The 21,102-nt window shown below is 66.6% G+C and carries 15 protein-coding genes; all 15 read right to left on the minus strand.

The window, feature by feature from the left end:
* Positions 1–262: 262 nt before the first annotated feature.
* On the minus strand, positions 263–2,350 hold the full coding sequence (locus IAE24_RS25205) for a catalase (protein WP_013801927.1): 2,088 nt from the start codon (positions 2,348–2,350) through the stop codon (positions 263–265).
* 152 nt (positions 2,351–2,502) lie between these two features.
* A complete protein-coding gene (locus IAE24_RS25210; RefSeq protein WP_065347134.1) occupies positions 2,503–2,718 on the minus strand; it encodes a 1,4-beta-xylanase in 216 nt (71 codons plus the stop codon).
* A 216-nt stretch (positions 2,719–2,934) separates the two neighbouring features.
* Complete coding sequence (gene ku, locus IAE24_RS25215) at positions 2,935–3,912, minus strand: non-homologous end joining protein Ku (RefSeq protein WP_199960971.1); 978 nt, start codon at positions 3,910–3,912, stop codon at positions 2,935–2,937.
* 34 nt (positions 3,913–3,946) lie between these two features.
* Entirely contained in the window at positions 3,947–6,574 is a 2,628-nt protein-coding gene (ligD, locus tag IAE24_RS25220; protein WP_199960972.1) for a DNA ligase D, read from the minus strand.
* 141 nt (positions 6,575–6,715) lie between these two features.
* Entirely contained in the window at positions 6,716–7,714 is a 999-nt protein-coding gene (locus IAE24_RS25225) for a hypothetical protein (RefSeq protein ID WP_199960973.1), read from the minus strand.
* A 289-nt stretch (positions 7,715–8,003) separates the two neighbouring features.
* Complete coding sequence (locus tag IAE24_RS25230; protein ID WP_199960974.1) at positions 8,004–8,780, minus strand: SDR family NAD(P)-dependent oxidoreductase; 777 nt, start codon at positions 8,778–8,780, stop codon at positions 8,004–8,006.
* Entirely contained in the window at positions 8,777–9,688 is a 912-nt protein-coding gene (pdxK, locus tag IAE24_RS25235; protein WP_013801933.1) for a pyridoxine/pyridoxal/pyridoxamine kinase, read from the minus strand. The genes IAE24_RS25230 and pdxK overlap by 4 nt, the downstream gene beginning before the upstream one ends.
* Positions 9,689–9,855: 167 nt before the next feature.
* Positions 9,856–10,557 carry an ABC transporter ATP-binding protein gene (locus tag IAE24_RS25240; protein ID WP_034398706.1) on the minus strand — a complete coding sequence of 234 codons (702 nt, stop codon included), beginning with the start codon at positions 10,555–10,557 and terminating at the stop codon, positions 9,856–9,858.
* Positions 10,558–10,565: 8 nt separating this feature from the next.
* Positions 10,566–11,333, minus strand: coding sequence for a high-affinity branched-chain amino acid ABC transporter ATP-binding protein LivG (gene livG, locus IAE24_RS25245; RefSeq protein ID WP_034394891.1), 768 nt, complete (start codon positions 11,331–11,333; stop codon positions 10,566–10,568).
* A 52-nt stretch (positions 11,334–11,385) separates the two neighbouring features.
* A complete protein-coding gene (locus IAE24_RS25250) occupies positions 11,386–12,624 on the minus strand; it encodes a high-affinity branched-chain amino acid ABC transporter permease LivM (protein ID WP_034394889.1) in 1,239 nt (412 codons plus the stop codon).
* Positions 12,624–13,550 (minus strand): high-affinity branched-chain amino acid ABC transporter permease LivH, encoded by a 927-nt coding sequence (livH, locus tag IAE24_RS25255; RefSeq protein ID WP_012206135.1) that lies wholly within the window; start codon positions 13,548–13,550, stop codon positions 12,624–12,626. The genes IAE24_RS25250 and livH overlap by 1 nt, the downstream gene beginning before the upstream one ends.
* A gap of 97 nt (positions 13,551–13,647) precedes the next feature.
* The gene (locus IAE24_RS25260; RefSeq protein WP_012206134.1) at positions 13,648–14,769 is read right to left on the minus strand and encodes a branched-chain amino acid ABC transporter substrate-binding protein; all 1,122 of its coding nucleotides are present in this window, start codon (positions 14,767–14,769) and stop codon (positions 13,648–13,650) included.
* Positions 14,770–15,109: 340 nt separating this feature from the next.
* The gene (locus IAE24_RS25265; protein WP_233626237.1) at positions 15,110–15,814 is read right to left on the minus strand and encodes an RluA family pseudouridine synthase; all 705 of its coding nucleotides are present in this window, start codon (positions 15,812–15,814) and stop codon (positions 15,110–15,112) included.
* Positions 15,815–15,834: 20 nt separating this feature from the next.
* Positions 15,835–18,054 carry a PAS domain-containing hybrid sensor histidine kinase/response regulator gene (locus IAE24_RS25270; RefSeq protein ID WP_199961025.1) on the minus strand — a complete coding sequence of 740 codons (2,220 nt, stop codon included), beginning with the start codon at positions 18,052–18,054 and terminating at the stop codon, positions 15,835–15,837.
* A 154-nt stretch (positions 18,055–18,208) separates the two neighbouring features.
* The gene (gene gcvP / locus IAE24_RS25275; RefSeq protein ID WP_199960975.1) at positions 18,209–21,100 is read right to left on the minus strand and encodes an aminomethyl-transferring glycine dehydrogenase; all 2,892 of its coding nucleotides are present in this window, start codon (positions 21,098–21,100) and stop codon (positions 18,209–18,211) included.
* Positions 21,101–21,102: the final 2 nt, after the last annotated feature.

The raw sequence follows: 21,102 nt of genomic DNA on the forward strand, positions 1-21,102 counted from the left end.
GTGGCGGGTCGCCCACGGGCGGAACCAGCGGCTCTGTGGGCGGCGGGTTGACGGGGGGCGCGACAGGCGGGGTGACAGGGGGTGCAGGTACCGAAGTGATCATGGGAAGTTGCTCCTGTAGGTGGCAGGCCGGGCCGGCCTTGGTGTTGCGGTGGCAAGCGCCATGCCTGGATCCGGGGTAAATGGCCCGGGTAAAAGGTTGGTTGAAGTCCGGCGCGGTGCCATCTGGTGGCAATGATGTGGCGCACGCCGGGGCGGGGGGTCAGGCCAGCGTTCTCAGCTTCGCTTCGCGGGCCCAGAAGCGCTTCTTGGCGCCTTCGATGAAGGGTTCGGGCTTGTCGATGGGGAACACGCCCTCGTCCGGCGTGATGCCGGCCGTCTTCATGATGTGCTGCGTGGCCTTGCAGGCGGCAATGGCCTTGAGGTGGCCGAAGGCGTCGCGGAACCAGTCCTGCGCGGCTGCCTCATGGGCCAGCGCCTGGCCGCGCTCCAGCGTGATGATGGACACCACGGCATCGAACTGCGCGGATGGCGATCCGGCCAGCTGGCCATCGGCCGGCAGGTGGCTGCCGTCGTCCAGCGTGGCGCCGCCGATCTTGGGCGCAATGATCTTCACGCTGGCCTTTTGCGCCACCAGCGCCTTGTGGAAGGCGGCAACGTGCCGGGCGCTGGAGCCTTCGTCCACCAGGATGGCAACGCAGCGGCCCTGCAGCGTGGGTTTCATGCGGTCGATGATGCGCGTGGCCGGGCTGGGCGGCAGCTTTTGCGGGGGCACGGCAGGCTTGGCGGCAGGCGGCAACTGGGGCAGGCCCAGGCCGTCGGCCACGCGCTTTGCCAGGTCGGCGTCTATCACCTGCAGGTGGCCGACCACGGCCAGGCGCACATGCGGCGTCTGTACCTTGGACAGCTCGAACACCAGGGCGCTGGCGATGTGGGCCTGCTCCTGCGCGCTCTGGCTCTGGTAGAACATGCGCGCCTGGCTGTAGTGGTCGGCAAAGCTCTCGGGGCGGATGCGGCCCTTGGCGCCCTCCTGCGCGGGCTGCGCAAAGTGCCGCAAGCCGCGGGCTGCCGAGGCGCGCGGGCTGTCGGCCTGCAGGCTGGAGGGCTCGTAGGCCACGCGGCCCTTGGGCACCTCGGTCTGCATGTGGCCGTCGCGCTGGTGGTGGGCGAACGGGCATTTGGGCGCGTTGATGGGCAGCTGCGTGAAGTTGGGGCCGCCCAGGCGCGACAGCTGGGTGTCCAGGTACGAGAACAGGCGGCCCTGTAGCAGCGGGTCGTTGCTGAAATCGATGCCGGGCGGGATATTGGCCGGGCAGAAGGCCACCTGCTCGGTCTCGGCGAAGAAGTTGTCGGGCCAGCGGTCCAGCACGAAGCGGCCGATCTTGCGCAGCGGAATTTCCTCTTCGGGGATGAGCTTGGTGGGGTCCAGGTGGTCGTAGGGCAGGGCGTCTGCCTGCTCCTGCGAGAACAGCTGCACGCACAGCTCCCAGGCCGGGTAGTCGCCCGCCTCGATGGCCTCGAACAGGTCGCGGCGGTGGTAGTCGTTGTCTGCGGCCTGCAGCTTGAGCGCCTCGTCCCAGACCGTGGACTGGATGCCCAGCTCGGGCCGCCAGTGGAATTTCACGAAGGTGCTTTCACCCTGGGCATTGACCAGCCGGAAGCTGTGCACGCCAAAGCCCTCGATCATGCGCAGGCTGCGCGCGATGGTGCGGTCGCTCATGATCCACATGACCATGTGCATGGACTCGGGCATGAGGGAGATGAAGTCCCAGAACGTGTCGTGCGCCGTGGCGGCCTGCGGAAAGCCCCGGTCGGGTTCCATCTTCACGGCATGGACCAGGTCGGGAAACTTCATGGCGTCCTGGATGAAGAAGACCGGGATGTTGTTGCCCACCAGGTCCCAGTTGCCCTCTTCGGTATAGAACTTGATGGCAAAGCCGCGCACATCGCGCGGGGTGTCCACCGAGCCCGCTCCACCGGCCACGGTGGAGAAGCGCACAAAGATCGGCACTTGCTTGCCGGTTTCGGTCAGGACCTTGGCGGTGGTGTATTGCTCCAGCGAATCTGTCAGCTGGAAATAACCGTGGGCGCCTGTGCCGCGTGCATGGACGATTCGCTCTGGAATGCGCTCATGGTCGAAATGCGTGATTTTCTCGCGCAGGATGAAATCTTCCAGCAGCGTAGGGCCTTTTTCCCAGGCGGTGAGAGAGTTCTGATTATCAGGAACCGGAATGCCTTGCTGCGTGGTCAATCCGGGGTGCTGTCCGTCGGCCTGTTGCTGTAATTCTCCGCCATGGCCCGTGGGGGATTGCTTGGACGATTTCTTTTCACCAGGGGATTTCTTAGCCACGATTTACTCCTTGAAAGAAAGAGGATGGCCTGTTGTATGAGGCAATAATTATTGGAAGAGGCGATTGGCTGAACCAAAGGGCATCGTCAGCAAAGCTCTGGAGATAAAAAAAGGGCCCAGGGGGCCCTTTGCCAGTTCACGCTATCGGCAGCTTAACGCTGCTGATGGCTGCCCTGCTTTTGCTGTTCCCCTGGTTGGTTGCGCTGGGGATTGCTCTGTTGCTGCTGTTGGTTGGGATTGTTCGGGTTGTTGGGATTGCTTTGCTGCTGCTGCCCCGGATTGTTCTGTTGCTGCTGCTGCTGCTTGTTCTTGTCGTTTTGCTGGTTGCTGGCCGTGTTGCCTTGAGGGTTGTTGGTCTGTTGCGTCATTTCCGTACTCCTTAAGTAAACAGCGATGCCGTCATCACTGCAATTTCATTGTGCGACCGTGAATATGGCCGGCTTGTAGGATATTTGGAAGATTACTTTTGGTAAAGCATTGGAATTTGCTATGGAGTAGCTTTGTTCCATTTTGTCGGTACAAATGGATGTATTTCTTATAATGAAATTGCTTTTGTAAAAAATGCAGCCAGGCCAAATATGGGGTTATTTGGCGGCGGGGCGTTTTGCAGGGGCCCTGGCCGGGGTTTTTGTGGATTTTGTCGATTTTCTGGATGCTGGGGTCTTTGCATTTTTTACCGTTGACGCGGTATTTTTTTCCTTGGCTGCGGTGGCGGATGGTCCGCCTGCGCCCTTGCCCAGGCTGTTCTTGAGCAGGGCCGTCAGGTCTAGCACGGCCGCGTTGGCCGGCACGGCGGGTGGGGTCTCCTGTTTTTCCACGTTTTGGACATCGCCCGCATGCGCCTTGGCCTGCACGAGCTGGTGGATTTCCTCGCTGAAGGAGTTGCGGAACTGGTCGGCGTCCCAGGCCTGGCTCATGTCCTTGATGAGGGCCATGGCCATGGTCATCTCGGCGCTCTTGATGCCGGCGGCCTTGGCGTCCAGAGGCGGCAGGTCCAGCTGCTCGAAGGAGCGGATCTCGCCGCCCCAGCGCAGCAGGTTGAGCACCAGCGCCCGGCCGCAGGGGATCAGGATGGCCAGGTGCTGCTTGGTCTGGATGACCACCTTGGCCACGCCCACCTTGTTGCTCTTGCGCAGGGCCTCGCGCAGCAGGGCGTAGACCTTCTCGCCACGGTGCAGGGGGGCGGTGTAGTAGGGGCGTTCCAGGTAGATGAAAGGGATGTCCTGGGCATCGACAAAGGCCTCGATCTCGATGGTCTGCGTGGTCTTGGGAAAGGCGGCGGCAATCTCTTCAGCGCTCAGCACCACGTAGCGGCCCTCCTCGAATTCAACGCCCTTGACGATGTCGGCCGTGGCCACTTCCTTGCCCGTGACCTTGTTGATGCGCTTGTAGCCCACGGGCTGCATGTTGCGCTTGTCCAGCCAGTCGAAGTCGATGTCCGAGCTGGCCGTGGCCGCGTACAGGCCGATGGGAATGTGCACCAGGCCAAAGCTGATGGCGCCCTTCCACATGCTGCGCGCGGAGGTGGACGGGCTGGATTTGGGGGAGGCGGCTTTCTTCATGGCGGTGCTTTCTTCGATTCCTGCAGGACGGTGCTCAGCGCTGCGACTCGAAGCCCAGCGCCTTCATGGCGCGGCCCAGGCCCACGGCGGCCGTGCCGTAGTGCTCCCAAGGGGAGTTGCCCAGGCGCAGGCGCTGGTCTACCGAGCGAATGGTCCAGTGCGCGCCGCCCGTGAGCCTGTCCAGCTCGTTCCAGGCCACAGGCACGGAGATGCCCATGCCCGGCCGCGCCCGGGCCGTCCACGCGCAGGCCGTGGTGGCGCCGAAGCCGTTGCGCAGGTAGTCCACAAAAATCTTTCCCACGCGGTTGCGCGGCCCGCTTTTGGCCACGAAGCGCTGGGGCACGGCATGGGCCAGGTGCTGGACCACGGCCTGCGAGAAGGCCTTGACGGTGTCCCAGTCCAGCAGCCGCTTGATGGGCACGACCACGTGCAGGCCCTTGCCGCCGCTGGTCTTGAGGAAGGCCGGCAGCTCCAGCTCCTGCAGCAGCACATGCAGCAGGCTGGCGGCCTCCTGCACCTGCTGCCAGGGCACGCCTTCGCCGGGGTCCAGGTCGAAGGTCATGCGATCGGGCCGGTCGATGCGGTCCTTGCGCGCGTTCCAGGTGTGCCATTCGATGGTGTTCATCTGCGCCGCTGCCACCAGGCCTTCGCGCCGGGACACCTCCATCAGCGGGGCATGGCCGGGGTCCAGTTCCGGCGACAGGGCGGCGATGCCCTGCAGCGGCGCCTGGTCGAGGTGCTTTTGGAAGAACAACTCGCCCTCGATGCCGTCCGGCGCCCGCACCATGGCCACGGGCCGGGACTTGAGGTGGGTGATCATGAAGGGCGCCACCGTGGCGTAGTAGCGTGCCAGATCCATCTTGGTGATGCCGGTGGAGGGATCGATGACCCGCTCGGGATGGGTGATGGTCATCGAGGCGGGCAGTCGCGCCGCCCTGGCGTTGCGGGTTTCCGGTCGTGCAGCGCCAGGCGTGGCTGCAGCGCTGGCGGAAGATGCGGTCGATGGCACGTGCTGTGGCTCCTCTTTGACAATGCTGCGTGCAGGCTTGTCCGCACGCAGGCCCTGGAATACGGCATGGCGGACCTGGCCGTCCTCGGTCCACTGCGCGAACGAGACCTCGGCCAGCAGCGTGGGGCGCACCCAGTGCACCCCGCTGCCAAGGCCCCTGCTGTCCGCCAGCGGCGAGGTGCCGGTGGCGAGGCGCTCCAGGCGCTGGCGCAGATCGGCCAGGGTGCGCCTGTTGAACCCCGTGCCCACCTTGCCTGCCGCGCGCAGCTGGCCGTCCTCGCCATGCACGGCCAGGACCAGGGCGCCCAGGCCCGTGCGCGTGCCCTGGGGATCGGTGTAGCCCGCGATCACGAATTCCTGGCGCAGGCCGCACTTGAGCTTGATCCAGTCCGCACTGCGCCGCGAGGCATAGGCGCTGCCGCGCCGCTTGCCGATCACGCCCTCCAGGCCCAGCTTGCAGGCGGCGGCCACCAGGTCGGCGGGTGGGGCGTCAAAGGCCTCGCTGAAGCGAAGGCGGTCCGAAGGCGCCTTGTGCAGCAGGGCCTGCAACTGCTGGCGGCGCTGCTCCACGGGCTGGGGCCGAAGGTCCTGGCCGTCCTGCCACAGCAGGTCAAACGCGAAGAACACCAGGTGGTCGGTGCGCTCGCCGTCAAAGGCGTTTTGCAGGGCCTGGAAGTCAGGGCGGCTGTCGCTGTCCAGCATCAGCACCTCGCCATCCACCCAGCCCGATTGCAGGGGCAGCGCGGCAAAGGCGTGGGCCAGGGCGGGCATTTTGGTGGTCCAGTCCTTGCCGTTGCGCGTGAAAAGGCGAACGGCGCCGTCCTCGATGCGCGTCAGCAGCCGGTAGCCGTCGAACTTGCTCTCGAAGATCCATTGCCCGGCATCTGCAGGTGCATGGTCCATCAAGGTTGCTAGCTGCGGGGCGATGCTCTGCGGCATGGGCGCGGTGACGGGCGTAGCGACGGGAGTGGCGACGGGTGTGGTGACGGGCGCTGTGGCGGTGGGCAGGGGAAGGCCGGCCACGCTGTCGGGCATGTCCTCGACCACGTTGAATTCGCTGGCAGCACGTTCCAGGCCGTCGTGCTCCTTGATCAGCAGCCAGGCGGGCTTTTTGGCGTCGTCCTTGCCGCGCATGCGCACCAGGGTCCAACGACCCTGCAGCTTGTGGCCGCGCAGTTCGAACTTGAGCTTGCCCTTGCGATAGCCTTCGGCCGCATCGCCCTCGGGCAGCCAGATGCCACGGTCCCAGATGATGACCTTGCCCGCGCCGTACTGTCCCGGTGGAATCTGGCCCTCGAAGCGGTTGTAGGCCATGGGGTGGTCTTCCACCTGGACGGCCATGCGCTTGTCGGCCGGGTCGTAGCTGGGACCCTTGGGCACGGCCCAGCTTTTCATGCTGCCGTCCAGCTCCAGCCGAAAGTCGTAGTGCAGGTGGCTGGCCCAGTGCTTTTGAATGACGAATTGCAGGGCGCCCGCGCCGGGCTGCCCTGCAATCGTCTCACTGGAAGGTTCTGCCGAAGGTTCCGGTGTGCGCGTGAAGTCGCGCTTTTGCCGGTACAGCGCGAGCGAGGCCTGGGGTGTCGCCGCCTTGGCCGCCCCTTTGGTGGGGCGGGCCGGGCGGGATGCCTGGGACTTGCTGCGCGTGGCCGGCATGGCGGCATCCGTCAGTGGATGAGCGCAATCAGGATGATGATGGGAATGGGAACGCCCAGGAGAAAAAGCAGTATGGATCGCATGGCAAGCCTCCGTTGAATGGATTGAATTGGATTGATTGGGTTTCAGTGCCGGGGATTATCAAAAGGCATCGCGTTGACGACCACCCCAGGTGGCGCACAGGCTGCCCACAAAAGCGCCCAGCATCAAGGAAACAAACAGCCAGAGCATGGAATGGGCCGTGGCCTTGCGTGCCTCTTCGGCTGCCTGCTTGGCCTTTTGCTTGGCTTCTTCAGCCTTTTGCTCGGCCTGCTTTATCTGCATTTGCACGGAATCAAAGGTGCTACGTACTTTCTTTTGCGCATCTTCCACGGACATATCGGAGTTGCGCGCGATCAGCTGGGCCAGGTATTGCTCGTCGGCTGGAGACAGCTGGCCGGTGCGCAGCGACTGGGCAAAGATCACGCCGGCCTCGCGGGTGGCGCTGGCCAGGTCGGCGGGGGTGGCATTGCTGGTGGTGGTTGCGGCGCCGGAATTGCGGAACAGGCTGCCGGTCCAGTAGGCCAGGCCCTGGGGCGAGGCATCGGCGCCCGAGGCACCGGCCATGGCTGCGGCGCCGCCTGCAGCTGCACCGCCGGCGGCGCCGATCGCGCCGCCCACCACGTTGGAGGCGCTGGTGGCTACGGTCTGCGCTGCCTTGAAGGCGCCGGAGACGGCACCGCCTGCAGCGGCGCCCATCAGGGCCACCATGGCCAGCGTGGCCAGTGCCCAGGACAGAAAGCCGTGGGCCGTGTCGCGGAAGTAGACCTCGTCCGTGTGCACGCCTTGCCAGCGTGTGCGCAGCCGTCCGGCCAGATAGCCGCCCACGCCGGCCGAGGCCAGCTGGGTGAAAGCGATCCAGGCCACGGCCGTCAGGCCCAGGGCGCCGGCATCCATGCCTTCGCCGGACCATACCGACACCGACGACAGGCCCAGGCCCGTGCCCAGAATGAACAGCAGCAGCGACAGCGATGCCGCCGCCATGGCGCCGGCAAATATCGCGGCCCATGAAACGCCGCTGCGTGAGGTATCTACGGTGGCGACCGTGTTGACCACTGGCGCTTCAGCCAGGGGCGCGGATTCGGAATAGGCAATGGACATGGCCGACTTTCTTGGAGTTGAGTGCCCCATTCTTGCCAGTCGCAATAGACGCCGCTGTAGGAGGATTGGAAATGCAGGACTGGCAAACGCAGATGAAAAACGTCATCCTTTGCCAGATGACGATTTTCAAGCGAATGCTCAGGCCGGATATGGAAAATGCTGCCTGCAATCGGTAATTCTTGCAGAACATTTTCCAGGGCGGGTATTTGGATTATTCAGGTCAGTGCGGCGATGCTTTTTCCATTGCCGGATATTCATCGCCGCATTGAATCTGCCATCCGGAAAATGCTCAGGGCTGGCGCACGTCGGCCACCACCTGCTCGCCAAAATCGGCACGCTGCAGCCAGCCCAGCACCAGCGCTGCCGCCTGCTCGGGCGTTGACAGCTTGCCGCCCTCCTTGAGCTGGGCGAAGTTGCCTGCATCGGGGAAGGCGGCGGTATCGGCGCTGCGCAGCTGCACCTGCATGTCGGTGTCGATGACGCCGGGCGCCAGCGAGCAGATGCGCGCGCCGTGGGGCTTGAGCGCCTCGTCCAGCGCCACGCTGCGGCTGAAATGGTCCATGCCGGCCTTGGCCGCGCAGTAGGAGGCCTGCGAGGCAATGGCGCGCCGGCCCAGGCCCGAAGAAATGTTGAGCACCTTGCGCGGCACGGCTGTCCAGCCCTCGGTGGCGGCCAGGAAGGCGGCCGTCAGCAGCATGGGCGCCTCCAGCCCCACGCGCATGGCCTGGGCAATGTCGGCGGGCTGCAGCTGAGACAGCGGCGCAATCTGCGGAATCACGCCCGCGTTGTTGATCAGGGTGATGCTGGCGTAGCGCGCGGCGTCCAGGCCGGCCAGCCAGTCGCCCAGCCTGCGGGCAGCGGCCTCGGGCTCGCCCAGGTCCACGCTCCACTGCTGCAGCGGCGCGCCCGCCGTGGCGGCCGCCTGGGCCAGGTCTTCGCTGGTGGAGCGCGACAGCGTGACCAGTTCATGGCCGGCATCCAGCAGTTGCCGGGCCATGGCCAGGCCCATGCCGCGCGAGGCGCCGGTAAGAATCGTCAGGGAAAGAAGAGGCGATGCATTGTTCATGCGGGCGATGGTATCGCTTGTGCCCGTGCTGCCGGCCCGGCCGCTGCCTGGGCGGCGACAGGGTCCGATGGCAGCAGCAGCTCGGCGCTGTGCGCCTGCCGGGTGCGCTCCAGCGCCTGCACGATGCGTTCGCAGGCACGCTCGGCCGCCTCGTGCAGGCTGGCGCCCTGCAGCCAGTGGCCGGTGAGCGCGGCACTGAACAGATCGCCCGTTCCCTTGGGCACCGCATCCACCCGCGCGTGGGTGATCACATGCACGTCATCGCGCGTGACCAGGGCCACGCGCATGCGCTGGGCAGGCTCGCCGTCCAGCTCGGGCGATGCGCTGGTCACGGCCACCCACTGCGTGCGTCCCTTGAGCAGGCTGCGCGCGGCCTGGACCACATCGTCCATGCCGCGCACAGGGCGCGCGGTCAGCCGCTCCAGCTCGAAATGGTTGGGTGTCAGCCCGTCGGCCAGCGGCAGCAGGTGGCGCTGGTAGGCCTCGACCATGGCGGGGTCCACATAGATGCCGCTGTCGTGGTCGCCGATCACCGGGTCCACCACCACGCGCAGGCCGGGCCGCTGCGCCAGCAGGCCGGCAACCCAGTCCGCCAGCAGCGTGGCCTGGGCCGGCCCGCCCAGGTAGCCGGCCAGCACGGCCTGCAACTGCCGCAGCCCGCCGCGCGCGCCCAGGTCCTGCAGATAGCCCGCAAACCACTCGGCGGCAATCGCCCCCCCGTGGATGCTGGGATAGTGCGGCGTGTTGCTGAACACCACCGTGGGCACGGCCGCTGCCGCCAGCCCCAACGCCTGCAGCGTGGGCATGGCCACGTTGTTGCCAACGCGGCCGTAGACGACCTGGGACTGCACGGACACCACGTCGATGGCCAGGGGTTGCAGCATGTCTTGGGGAGCGCAGGCGTTCATGGGCGTGGGGGAGCAATGAGAGGCAGGGACGTGTTTTATAACGCCTGCGCCCAGGCCGCAGACCCCACAATCGGCCGCGCATGACCAGACCACTGTGCGATCTGCGCGTGAAAAGAAAAAGGCCCGCCAAAGGGCGGGCCCGTGGAGCGCCAGGCGCCTGTGCGTTGTCAGGCGCCCAGGTAGGCGCGGCGCACGGCGTCGTTGGTCAGCAGGTTGGCGCCGGTGTCTTCCAGCACCACCTTGCCGGTTTCCAGCACATAGCCGCGGTCGGCGATCTGCAGGGCGCGGTTGGCGTTCTGCTCGACCAGGAAGACCGTGACGCCGGCCGTGCGGATGGTCTGGATGATCTCGAAGATCTGCGCAATGATCAGCGGCGCCAGGCCCAGCGTGGGCTCGTCCAGCAGCAGCAGGCGGGGCTTGCTCATCAGCGCGCGGCCGATGGCCAGCATCTGCTGCTCGCCGCCCGACATGGTGCCGGCGCGCTGGTGGGCGCGCTCACGCAGGCGCGGGAAGAGGCCGAACACATGTTCGATGCCGGCCTCGATCTGCGGCTTGTCCAGGAAGAATCCGCCCATCTTCAGGTTGTCCGTGACCGTGAGGTCCGAGAAGATGCGCCGTCCCTCGGGCGAGACCGCGATGCCCTTGCGCATGATGTGGTGCGAGGGCAGCTGGGTGATGTCCTCGCCCTCGAACGAGATGCGGCCCGAGCTGGCGCGCGGGTTGCCGCACACCGTCATCAGCAGCGAGGTCTTGCCGGCGCCGTTGGAGCCGATCAGCGAGACGATTTCGCCCTGGTTGACGTGCAGGCTCACGCTGTCGACCGCGCAGATGGCGCCGTAGTGGGTGGAGATGTTCTCCAGTTGCAGCATGGCAGGCATCAGGCTTCTCCCAGGTAGGCCTTGATGACCCGTTCATCGTTGCGGATGGCGTCCGGCAGGCCCATGGCGATGGGCTTGCCGTACTCCATGACGAGGATGCGCTCGGACACGCCCATGACCAGGCCCATGTCGTGCTCAATCAGCAGCACGGCAATGCCGTACTGCCGCCGCAGCTGGTCGATCAGGCCCTGCAGGTCCTTCTTTTCCTGCGGGTTCAGGCCGGCAGCCGGTTCGTCGAGCATGAGCACGCGCGGCTTGGTGATCATGCAGCGCGCGATCTCCAGGCGGCGCTGGTGGCCGTAGGCCAGGTTGCCGGCCTCGCGGTTGACGAACTCGCGCAGGCCCATGACGTCCAGCCAGTGCAGGGCGCTCTCGATCTTTTCCTCTTCGCTGCGGCGGTAGCTTGCCGTGTTGAACAGGCCCGACAGCAGGTTGACGCCCGAGCTGCGGTGCTGTGCCACCAGCAGGTTTTCCAGCACCGTCATGGACTTGAACAGCCGCACGTTCTGGAAGGTGCGCACCACGCCGTGGTTGGCCACGTGGTGGCTGCTGCGGCCCTCGATGGCGCTGCCGTCCAGCGTGACGGAGCCGCTGCTGGGCTGGTAGAAACCGCTGATGCAGTTGAACACCGTGGTCTTGCCGGCGCCGTTGGGGCCGATGATGGCAAACACTTCCTGCGGGCGCACGTTGAAGCCCACATGGTCCACGGCCAGCAGGCCGCCGAAGCGCATGCACAGGTCTTTGACTTCTAGCAAATACTCGCTCATTGCCGGCCCTTGCTGCTTTCTGTTGTCCCAAAAATCATGGTGTCGGCATGCCTCATGAGCGCACCTCCACATGGTGGCGGCGCATGGGCAGCAGGCCCTGCGGGCGCCAGATCATCATCAGCACCATCACCAGGCCGAAGATCAGCATGCGGTACTCGGAGAACTCGCGCGCCAGCTCGGGCAGCACCGTCAGCAAGATGGCTGCGATGATCACGCCCAGCTGCGAGCCCATGCCGCCCAGCACCACGATGGACAGGATCAGCGCCGATTCGATGAAGGTGAACGATTCGGGGTTGACGATGCCCTGGCGCGCCGCGAAGAAGGCGCCGCCCAGTCCGGCGAACATGGCGCCCAGCGTGAAGGCAGACAGCTTGATCTTCATGGGGTTCAGGCCCAGGGAGCGGCAGGCGATCTCGTCCTCGCGCAGCGCCTCCCAGGCGCGACCTATGGGCATGCGCACCAGGCGGTTGGAGATGCACAGCGTGACCACGGCCAGCAGCAGCGCCATCAGGTACAGGAAGATCACCATGTGCAGCGAGCTGAACTCCAGCCCCAGGAACTGGTGGAAGGTCGTGCCGCCCTCGGTGGAGGGGTTGCGCGTCATCTCCAGGCCCAGCACCGTGGGCTTGGGGATGCTGGAGATGCCGTCCGGCCCGCCCGTGATGCTGGTCAGGTTGACCAGCATCAGGCGGATGATTTCGCCGAAGCCCAGCGTCACGATGGCCAGGTAGTCACCGCGCAGCCGCAGCACCGGAAAGCCGAGCACGAAGCCGAACATCGCGGCGGCGGCGCCAGCCAGCGGCAGCGCTTCCCAGAAGGACCAGCCGGCCCAGTGGAACAGCAGCGCATAGGTGTAGGCGCCCACGGCGTAGAAGCCCACGAAGCCCAGGTCCAGCAGGCCGGCAAAGCCCACGACGATGTTCAGGCCCAGGCCCAGCATCACGTAGATCATGGCCAGCGTGGCGATGTCCACCGCGTTGCGGCCCGCGAAGAAGGGCCAGGACACGGCGATCAGCAGGGCGGCCAGGATCAGGCCGTTGCGGTGGCTGGGGCGTGCGTGTGGCAGCGAGGGCAGCGAGACCTTGGGCATCTTCGCTGCGATCAGCGGGCGCAGCAGCTGCACCAGGAAGACCAGGGCGCAGGCCCAGGCCACCACCGTCCAGTCGGGGTTGATGATGGTGCGGGTGCCGGCGCGCTCCAGGTGCAGGCCGAAGATGGGCGTGACGACCACGGCCGTCATCACGGTGGCGATCAGGGCGTCGCGCAGGTTCAAGGTGGGTTTGGCTTTCATCAGACCTTCTCCACTTCAGGCTTGCCCAGCAGGCCCGTGGGGCGGAACAGCAGGATCAGCACCAGCAGGCCGAAGGCCACGATGTCCTTGTACTCGGACGAGATGTAGGCTGCCGCAAAGGTCTCGGCCACGCCCAGCAGCACGCCGCCCAGCATGGCGCCGGGGATGGAGCCGATGCCGCCCAGCACCGCCGCCGTGAAGGCCTTGATGCCGGCCAGAAAGCCGATGAACGGGTTGAGCTTGCCCACGGCCAGCGCGATCAGCACGCCGCCCACGGCCGCCAGCATGGCGCCCAGCACGAAGGTGAACGAGATCACGCGGTTGGTGTCGATGCCCAGCAGGCTGGCCATGTGCATGTCCTGGGCGCAGGCGCGCGAGGCACGGCCCATGCGGGAATGGCGGATGTACAGCGTCAGCAGCACCATGAGCACGATGGCGACCACGATGATCAGGATGCGCGAGTAGGGCACATAGATCTCGAAGCCACCTTCGGCGCCGAAGCGCAGCGCGCCCGGCAGCAGCGAGGGCACGGCCATGTCGCGCGCGCCCTGGCCCAGGGCCACCCAGTTCTGCAGGAAGATGGACATGCCGATGGCCGAGATCAGGGCCACCAGGCGCGGGCTGCGGCGCAGCGGCTTGTAGGCCACCTGTTCCACCACCAGGCCGTAGACGCCGGTGACGAAGACCGACACCACCAGCATCAGGCCGATGATGGCCCACACGGGCAGGCCGCTTGTCGTGCCGATGGCCGACAGCGTGACCAGGCCGATGTAGGCGCCGATCATGTAGATGTCGCCGTGGGCGAAGTTGATCATCCCGATGATGCCGTAGACCATTGTGTAGCCGATGGCGATCAGGGCATAGATGGCGCCCAGGGACAGTCCGTTGAACAGCTGCTGTATCAGCTGAGGTAAGAGTTCTGACATGGTGTAATGCCGCCCCAAAACAGGAAAAGGCCTAAAAGGCCAGGATGCAGACAACCGGGACACGCGCAAGCGTGCCCCGGCCAGTCAACGAGGGGGATTACTTGGCAGCGACCGACTTGCTGCCGTCCTTGTGCCATTCGAACACCTGGAAGTCGAAGGACTTCAGGTCGCCCTGCTTGTTCCAGCCCACCGAGCCCAGAACGGTCTCGAAGTTGGACTTGTGCAGGTGGTCAGCCACCTTGGCGGGGCTGTCGCCCACGGCCTTGATGCTGTCCAGCAGCACTTGCGTGGCGGCAAATGCGGTCAGCTGGAAGGCGCCCGAGGGATTGCGCTTCTTGTCCTTGAAGGCCTTGACCACGGCGGCGTTCTTGGGGTTGGCCGAGAAGTCTGCAGGCAGGGTCACCAGCATGCCTTCGACGGCGTTGCCGGCGATGGCGTTGACTTCGGGGTTGCCCACGCCCTCGGGGCCCATCATGCGGACCTTCAGGCCCTGCTCGGAAGCCTGGCGCAGCAGCAGGCCCATTTCAGGGTGGTAGCCGCCGTAGTAGACGAAGTCCACGCCGGCGCTCTTGAGCTTGGTGATGACGGCGGAGTAGTCGCTGTCGCCGGCGTTGATGCCTTCGAACAGGGCCACTTCCACGCCGGCCTTCTTCAGGTCGTCACGCACGGAGGAGGCAATGCCCTGGCCATACGACTGCTTGTCGTGCAGCACGGCAACCTTCTTGGGCTTGGCCTTGTCCAGGATGAACTTGGCGGCGGCCGGGCCCTGCTGGTCATCGCGGCCGATGGTGCGGAAGATGAAGTGGTAGTTCTTGCCGTCGGTCAGGGCCGGGGAAGTGGCCGAGGGGGTCACGACGACCACGCCTTCGTTGTTGTAGATCGGGGCGGCGGCAATCGATGCGCCCGAGCAGACGGGGCCGATCACGTAGCCGATCTTGGCGTTGACCACGCGGTTGGCGGCCACGGGGCCTTGCTTGGGTTCGCAGGCGTCATCGACGGACACCAGCTCGATCTTCTTGCCATTGACGCCGCCAGCCGCATTGGCCATTTCCACGGCGGTGTTCACGCCTTCCTTGACCATGTCGCCGTACTGCGTCAGCGGGCCGGTGGTGGGAACCACCATGGCGATCTTGATTTGCGCATGCGCTGTGGAGAACAAGGCGGCACCAGCCAAACCCAGGGCGGCGACGACGGTGTGCATGCGGAACGGAATGCTCATGAGTACTTCCTTCAACTTTGGGTAAAGCGTTCTGAAAAACGCGGTGGCTCCTGTAGGGGCGATCCGCGCAAAGAAGCACAGATTAATCTCCTGGTTACCAATGGCAACAGGGTATCCCGGGGCTGGCGCGCATGCAGGCTTTTCGCTAAGGGCTGGATGCCATCGCAGGCCGCTTGTCAACGCCGGTTTTGGGCGACGAAAACGCCTGATGCCGACGGTGCACCCAGACGGTGCTGCATGAAACCAATATGACCGACTGCAAGAAGGGGAAACACGTACACGGAATGTTGCATTGCAGCAACGCGCCAGAGGGCGCCGGTTTGCGTGTTTCTGCGGTGGATCAAAACGGCACGGCGGATTCGAAACGCAGCGTTTGGCCCGACAGGGGATGGGCCAGCTCCAGCTGGTGCGCATGCAGCAGCAGGCGCGGCGACAGGGCCTGCACGGCGGCATCGGCATAGAGCGCATCGCCCAGGATGGGATGGCCCAGCGCCGCCATGTGCACGCGCAACTGGTGGGTGCGGCCCGTCACGGGCTGCAGCTGCACCCGCGTGGTGGGTGTGCCCTGGCCTTCGGTGGCTGCGGGCATGGCGCGCCACAGGGTCTGGCTGGGCTTGCCCTGCAGGGCGTCGATGATGCGCAAGGGGCGCCGCTCCCAGTCGGCGGCTATCGGCAGGTCGATGCTTTGCCAGGCGTCGGCCTGCTGGGCGTCCGGGCGGCCGGCGACCACGGCCACATAGCGCTTGTGCACGCGGCGCTGCGCAAAGGCTTCGCTCAGGAGGCGCTGGCTGGCCAGGCTGCGCGCCATGACCACCAGGCCCGAGGTGGCCTGGTCCAGCCGGTGCACGACCAGCGCATCGGGCCAGCGCTGCAAGGCGCGGCCGCTCAGGCAGTCCTGCTTGTCGGGGCCGCGCCCGGGCACGCACAGCAGGCCGGAGGGCTTGTCCAGCACCAGCAGCTCGGCGTCCTCGTACAGGCAGGAGACACCTGCATCGGTATCTGCATCGGCATCGGCAGCAGTACCAGCACCGGGGCACTCCTGCAGCCGTTCAGCGCTTGAGCCGCTCACCGTTCATTCAGGAGCCTGTGCACGGTGGCGCACAGCTCCTCCACGTCATTGGGCTTGTGCACCAGGGCCCGGGCGCCAGCGGCCATGGCGGCCTGCTCGATCTCGGCGGTGATGTAGCCCGAGGCCAGGGCGATGGGCAGCAGGGGCTGGATGGACAGCGCCTCATACACCAGGTCAATGCCGCTGTAGCCGGGCATGTTGTAGTCGGTGACCAGCAGGTCGTAGTCCTGGGGGGCGGCGCGCAGCGCCTCGGTGGCCTCGTGCGGATCGGTGAAGCCGCTGACCTGGTAGCCGCGACGGCGCAGCAGGCGCTGCACGAGGAAGACCAGGGCCTGGTCGTCGTCCACGTACATCACATGCTGCTGTGCGGCCTGCGGGTCGGGCAGCAGGGCGAACTGCGGGCCGGTCGGGGTTTCTGCGGCTGCCAGCGGCTCCGGCAGGCTGGGCGGCGTTTCGGCTGCGGGCGCCTGGGGTGGTGCGTACTCGGCGGGCGCCAGGGCGTCGGCCGGGGGAAAGTACAGCGTGAAGCGGCTGCCTTGCCCTGGAATGCTGTACACGTCCACGGCGCCGCCGTGGTTGCGCATGACGCCGTGCACCACGGGCAGGCCCAGGCCCGTTCCCTGGCCCACGGGCTTGGTGGTGAAGAAGGGCTCGAAGATGCGCTGCAGCGTGCGCGCATCCATGCCGGGGCCGTTGTCCTGCACCGACAGCGCCACGTAGCTGACGGGCGGCAGGCCCAGGCGCTCGCACAGGCGCTGGTCGGGGCGCACCAGGTCGGCGTCCATCTGGATCAGGCCGCGCCGCTCACCCAGGGCGTGCATGGCGTTGGTGCACAGGTTGAACAGGGCCTGCTCCACCTGCATGGCGTCGGCCAGCATGGGGGGCAGCTGCGGCGGCACATGCACCTGCAGTTCCACGGCGGGCGGCAGGGTCACGCGCAGCAGCCGCGCCGTATCGCCCATGACTTCGCGCGCCTGCACGGGCTTGCGCTGGGGTGGCTCGTTGCGGCTGAAGGTCAGGATCTGGCGCACCAGGTCGCGCGCGCGGCGGCCGGCCTTTTCGATCTCCTGCAGGCTTTCGATGGCTGCGGCATTGCCGCCGCAGTCGGCCTTGGCCAGCTCCACGTTGCCCAGGATGGCGCCCACGATGTTGTTGAAGTCGTGCGCAATGCCGCCGGCCATGGTGCCCAGGGCCTGCATCTTGTGCGATTCGCGCAGCTGGTCTTCCAGCTCGTTGCGCTGGGCCTCGGCCTTCTTGCGGCTGGTGAGGTCGCGCGCGAACACGGTGGTGGTCTCGCCGCCGCTGTGGTGCTCGAAGGAGACACTGACCTCGACCGGAATCTCGCGGCCGCTGGCCGTGCGCGCCGTCATCTCGCCCAGTACGGCCTGCGTGGTCAACGGTGCAAAGGACAGGGCCTGTGCCGCATCGGGCAGGAAACGCTCCAGCGGACTGCCCAGCGCGTCGTGCGGCGGGCACAGGAACAGGGCGGCGGCCGTGGGATTGAAGACGGTGATGCGCTGGTCCGAGTCCAGGCAGATGATGGCGTCCAGCGCCGAGTTGATGACCGATTCCAGCCGCCGCTCGCTCAGGAACAGCTGGTGGTTGCGCTGCTGCAGCGCCAGGCGCTCGGCCAGCAGCGGGCCCTGGTCCACCACGGCGCACAGGTACTGGGCAATGGGCGGGCCGCTTTGCTGGGGGATGGCGATGCAGGCCACGTGCAGGTCGGCGCGCAGCTGGTGCTGCTCGGTGATCTCGAAGCAGACCTCGTGGGCCTCGGTGCGGCCCAGCTCGCGTGCGGCGGAGAAGGTCTCGCGCACGCGCTCGGCGTCGTCCGGGTGCACGAAGGGCGCGAAGTTCACCAGCAGCCGGTCATGCTCGGAGGGCTGGAAGGCGCTGTGCGCCATGGCGTTGGCCTGCACCACCATGTCGTGCTCGTCCACCACCAGCAGGGGCAGGGGAATGCTGGCGAACAGGGCCTCGAAGCGCTCGGAGGCGCTTTCGGCCACGGCCTGGCTGTAGTCCAGCACGCGGTTCTGGATTTCCAGTTCGCGCTGGTAGTTGCGCAGCTCGGCCACCAGGGCCTGCAGCGGGTCGTCTTCGGGCTGGAAGAGGGGAAAGCGTTCGACGGGGGGCAGGTCGGCGCCGGGCGCCAGCAGCGCATGCAGGGGCAGGTGCTCGTCGTCGCGAGGCGGATCGGAATGGTCTGGGCTGCTCATCGCGGGCTGGCGCTGGGGAAAGCGGCACATGCCGCACAAATCCTGGTGGCCCGCGCCCGGCGTCCGGCAGATTACCGGAGCCCGGCGCGGGCAGGGCCGCAGTGTACGCGCGCCAGGCGGGGCGCCACAAGCGCCCCTTTCGGTGGCAGGTGCTTCAGCTCAGGTAAGCGTCCACGGGGATGCAGCTGCAGTACAGGTTGCGGTCGCCGTAGACGTTGTCCACACGGCCCACCGGGCACCAGTACTTGGACTGGCGCAGGGCGGCCACCGGGTAGGCAGCGGCCTCGCGGCTGTAGGGGTGGGCCCATTCCGAGGCCAGCAGCGTCTCGGCCGTGTGCGGCGCGTTCTTGAGCGGGTTGTCGTCCTGGGGCAGGCGGCCCTGCTCGATGGCGCGGATTTCCTCGCGGATGGCGATCATCGCGTCCACGAAGCGGTCCAGCTCGTACAGGCTTTCGCTTTCGGTGGGCTCCACCATCAGCGTGTTGGGCACGGGGAAGGACAGCGTGGGCGCATGGAAGCCGTAGTCGATCAGGCGCTTGGCCACGTCCTCGGCCATGACGCCCGTGCTTTCCTTGAACTGGCGCAGGTCCAGGATGCACTCGTGCGCCACATGGCCGTGCTCGCCCGCGTACAGCGTGGGGTAGTGGTCGCGCAGCCGGGCGCTGATGTAGTTGGCGCTGAGGATGGCGGTCTCGGTGGCCAGGGTCAGGCCCTGGGCGCCCATCATGCGGATGTACATCCAGCTGATGGGCAGCACGGCCGCATTGCCCAGCGGCGCGGCGCTGATGGCACCCGTGCCGCCCGCAAGGCCCGCCGTGGCATGGCCGGGCAGGAAGGGGACGAGGTCCTCGACCACGCAGACGGGGCCCACGCCCGGGCCGCCGCCGCCGTGCGGAATGCAGAAGGTCTTGTGCAGGTTCAGGTGGCTGACATCGCCGCCGAAGCTGCCCGGCGCGGCCAGGCCCACCAGGGCATTCATGTTGGCGCCGTCCACGTAGACGCGGCCGCCGTGGTCATGCACCAGCTTGCACAGCTCTTTGACCTGGGTCTCGAACACGCCGTGCGTGCTGGGGTAGGTGATCATGATGCAGGCCAGGTTGGCACTGTGCTGCTCGCACTTGGCCGCCAGGTCCGCCATGTCGACGTTGCCGTTGGCATCGCAGGCGGTGACCACCACCTGCATGCCCACCATCTGCGCGCTGGCGGGGTTGGTGCCGTGGGCGCTGCTGGGAATCAGGCAGACGTTGCGGTGCGACTGGCCCCGGCTCGCATGCCAGCCCTTGATGGCCAGCAGGCCCGCGTACTCGCCCTGGCTGCCGGCATTGGGCTGCAGGCTGATGCCGGCGTAGCCCGTGGCCTGGCACAGCCAGTCGCGCAGCTGCTTGTCCAGTTCCGCATAGCCCTGCTGCTGGTCGGCCGGGGCAAAGGGGTGCACCTGGGCGAACTCGGGCCAGGTGATGGGAATCATCTCGCTGGTGGCGTTGAGCTTCATGGTGCAGGAGCCCAGCGGGATCATGCTGCGGTCCAGCGCCAGGTCCTTGTCCGACAGCTGGCGGATGTAGCGCAGCATGGCGGTCTCGGAGCGGTGGGTGTTGAACACCGGGTGCGTGAGGAAATCGCTGCTGCGGCGCAGGCCGTCAGGGATCAGCGGCTCCACGCCCTTTTCGAAGGCGGCGAAGCTGGGCAGGGCCTGGCCGTCCCGGGCGAAGATCTTCCACAGCAGCTCGACATCGGCGCGCGTGGTGGTCTCGTCCAGCGAGATGCACAGGTATTCCTTGAAATACACGCGCAGGTTGGCGCCCAGGGACACGGCACGCTCCACGATGGCCTGCGTGGCCGCACCCGTGTGCAGGCTCAGCGTGTCGAAGCTGGGCACCTCGCGCAGCGGCGCGCCCAGCTCGGCCAGGCCGCGCGCCAGGATGGCCGTGTACGAGGCCACGCGGCGGGCGATGCGCTCCAGGCCCTCGGGGCCGTGGTAGACGGCATACATGCTGGCCACCACGGCGGGCAGCACCTGGGCCGTGCAGATGTTGGAGGTGGCCTTCTCGCGGCGGATGTGCTGCTCGCGCGTCTGCAGTGCCAGGCGGTAGGCGGGCTTGCCATGCACGTCCACGCTCACGCCGACCAGGCGGCCGGGCAGGGAGCGCTTGAACTCGTCGCGGCAGGCCATGAAGGCGGCATGCGGGCCGCCCGCGCCCATGGGCATGCCAAAGCGCTGGGTGGTGCCCACCACGATGTCGGCACCCCATTCGCCCGGCGGCGTGATCAGCGTCAGCGCCAGCAGGTCGGTGGCCACGATGAAGGCGGCCTGCTTGCCATGGGCCTTGTCCACGTCGGCGCGCAGATCGTCGATGCGGCCGCTGGTGGCGGGGTACTGGGCCAGCACGGCGAAGTAGTCGCCCTCCATCAGCTGGTTCCATTCTTCCAGCGAGTTGGCCAGCAGCACCTCGATGCCCAGCGGCGCGGCGCGCGTCTGGATGACTTCGATGGTCTGCGGGTGGGCATCGCCCGCCACCACGAAACGGTTGCTCTTGCTTTTGACGGAGCGCTTGGCCAGCGTCATGGCCTCGGCGGCCGCCGTGGCCTCGTCCAGCATGGAGGCGTTGGCAATCGGCATGGCCGTCAGGTCGCAGACCATGGTCTGGAAGTTGACCAGGGCCTCCATGCGGCCTTGCGAGATCTCGGCCTGGTAGGGCGTGTAGGCCGTGTACCAGGCGGGGTTCTCCAGAATGTTGCGCAGGATGACGCCGGGCGTGTGCGTGCCGTAGTAGCCCTGGCCGATGAAGCTTTTGAGCAGCTGGTTGCGGCCTGCCAGCGCCTTGAGTTCGGCCAGTGCCTGGGCCTCGGTGGCCGCTGGCGGCAGCGCCATGGGCTGGTGGCGCCGGATGGAGGGCGGGACGATGGCGTCGATCAGCGCATCGCGCGATGCCGCGCCGATGGCGCTGAGCATGTGGGCCTCGTCTTCGGGCGCAATGCCGATATGGCGGGCCACGAATTCGGTGGCGTTCTCGAGGGCGGCAAGGGGCTGGGTGGAGGACATCAGCATGG

The sequence above is a fragment of the Delftia sp. S65 genome (assembly GCF_016516495.1).
GTDB classification, from domain to species: domain Bacteria; phylum Pseudomonadota; class Gammaproteobacteria; order Burkholderiales; family Burkholderiaceae_C; genus Comamonas; species Comamonas acidovorans.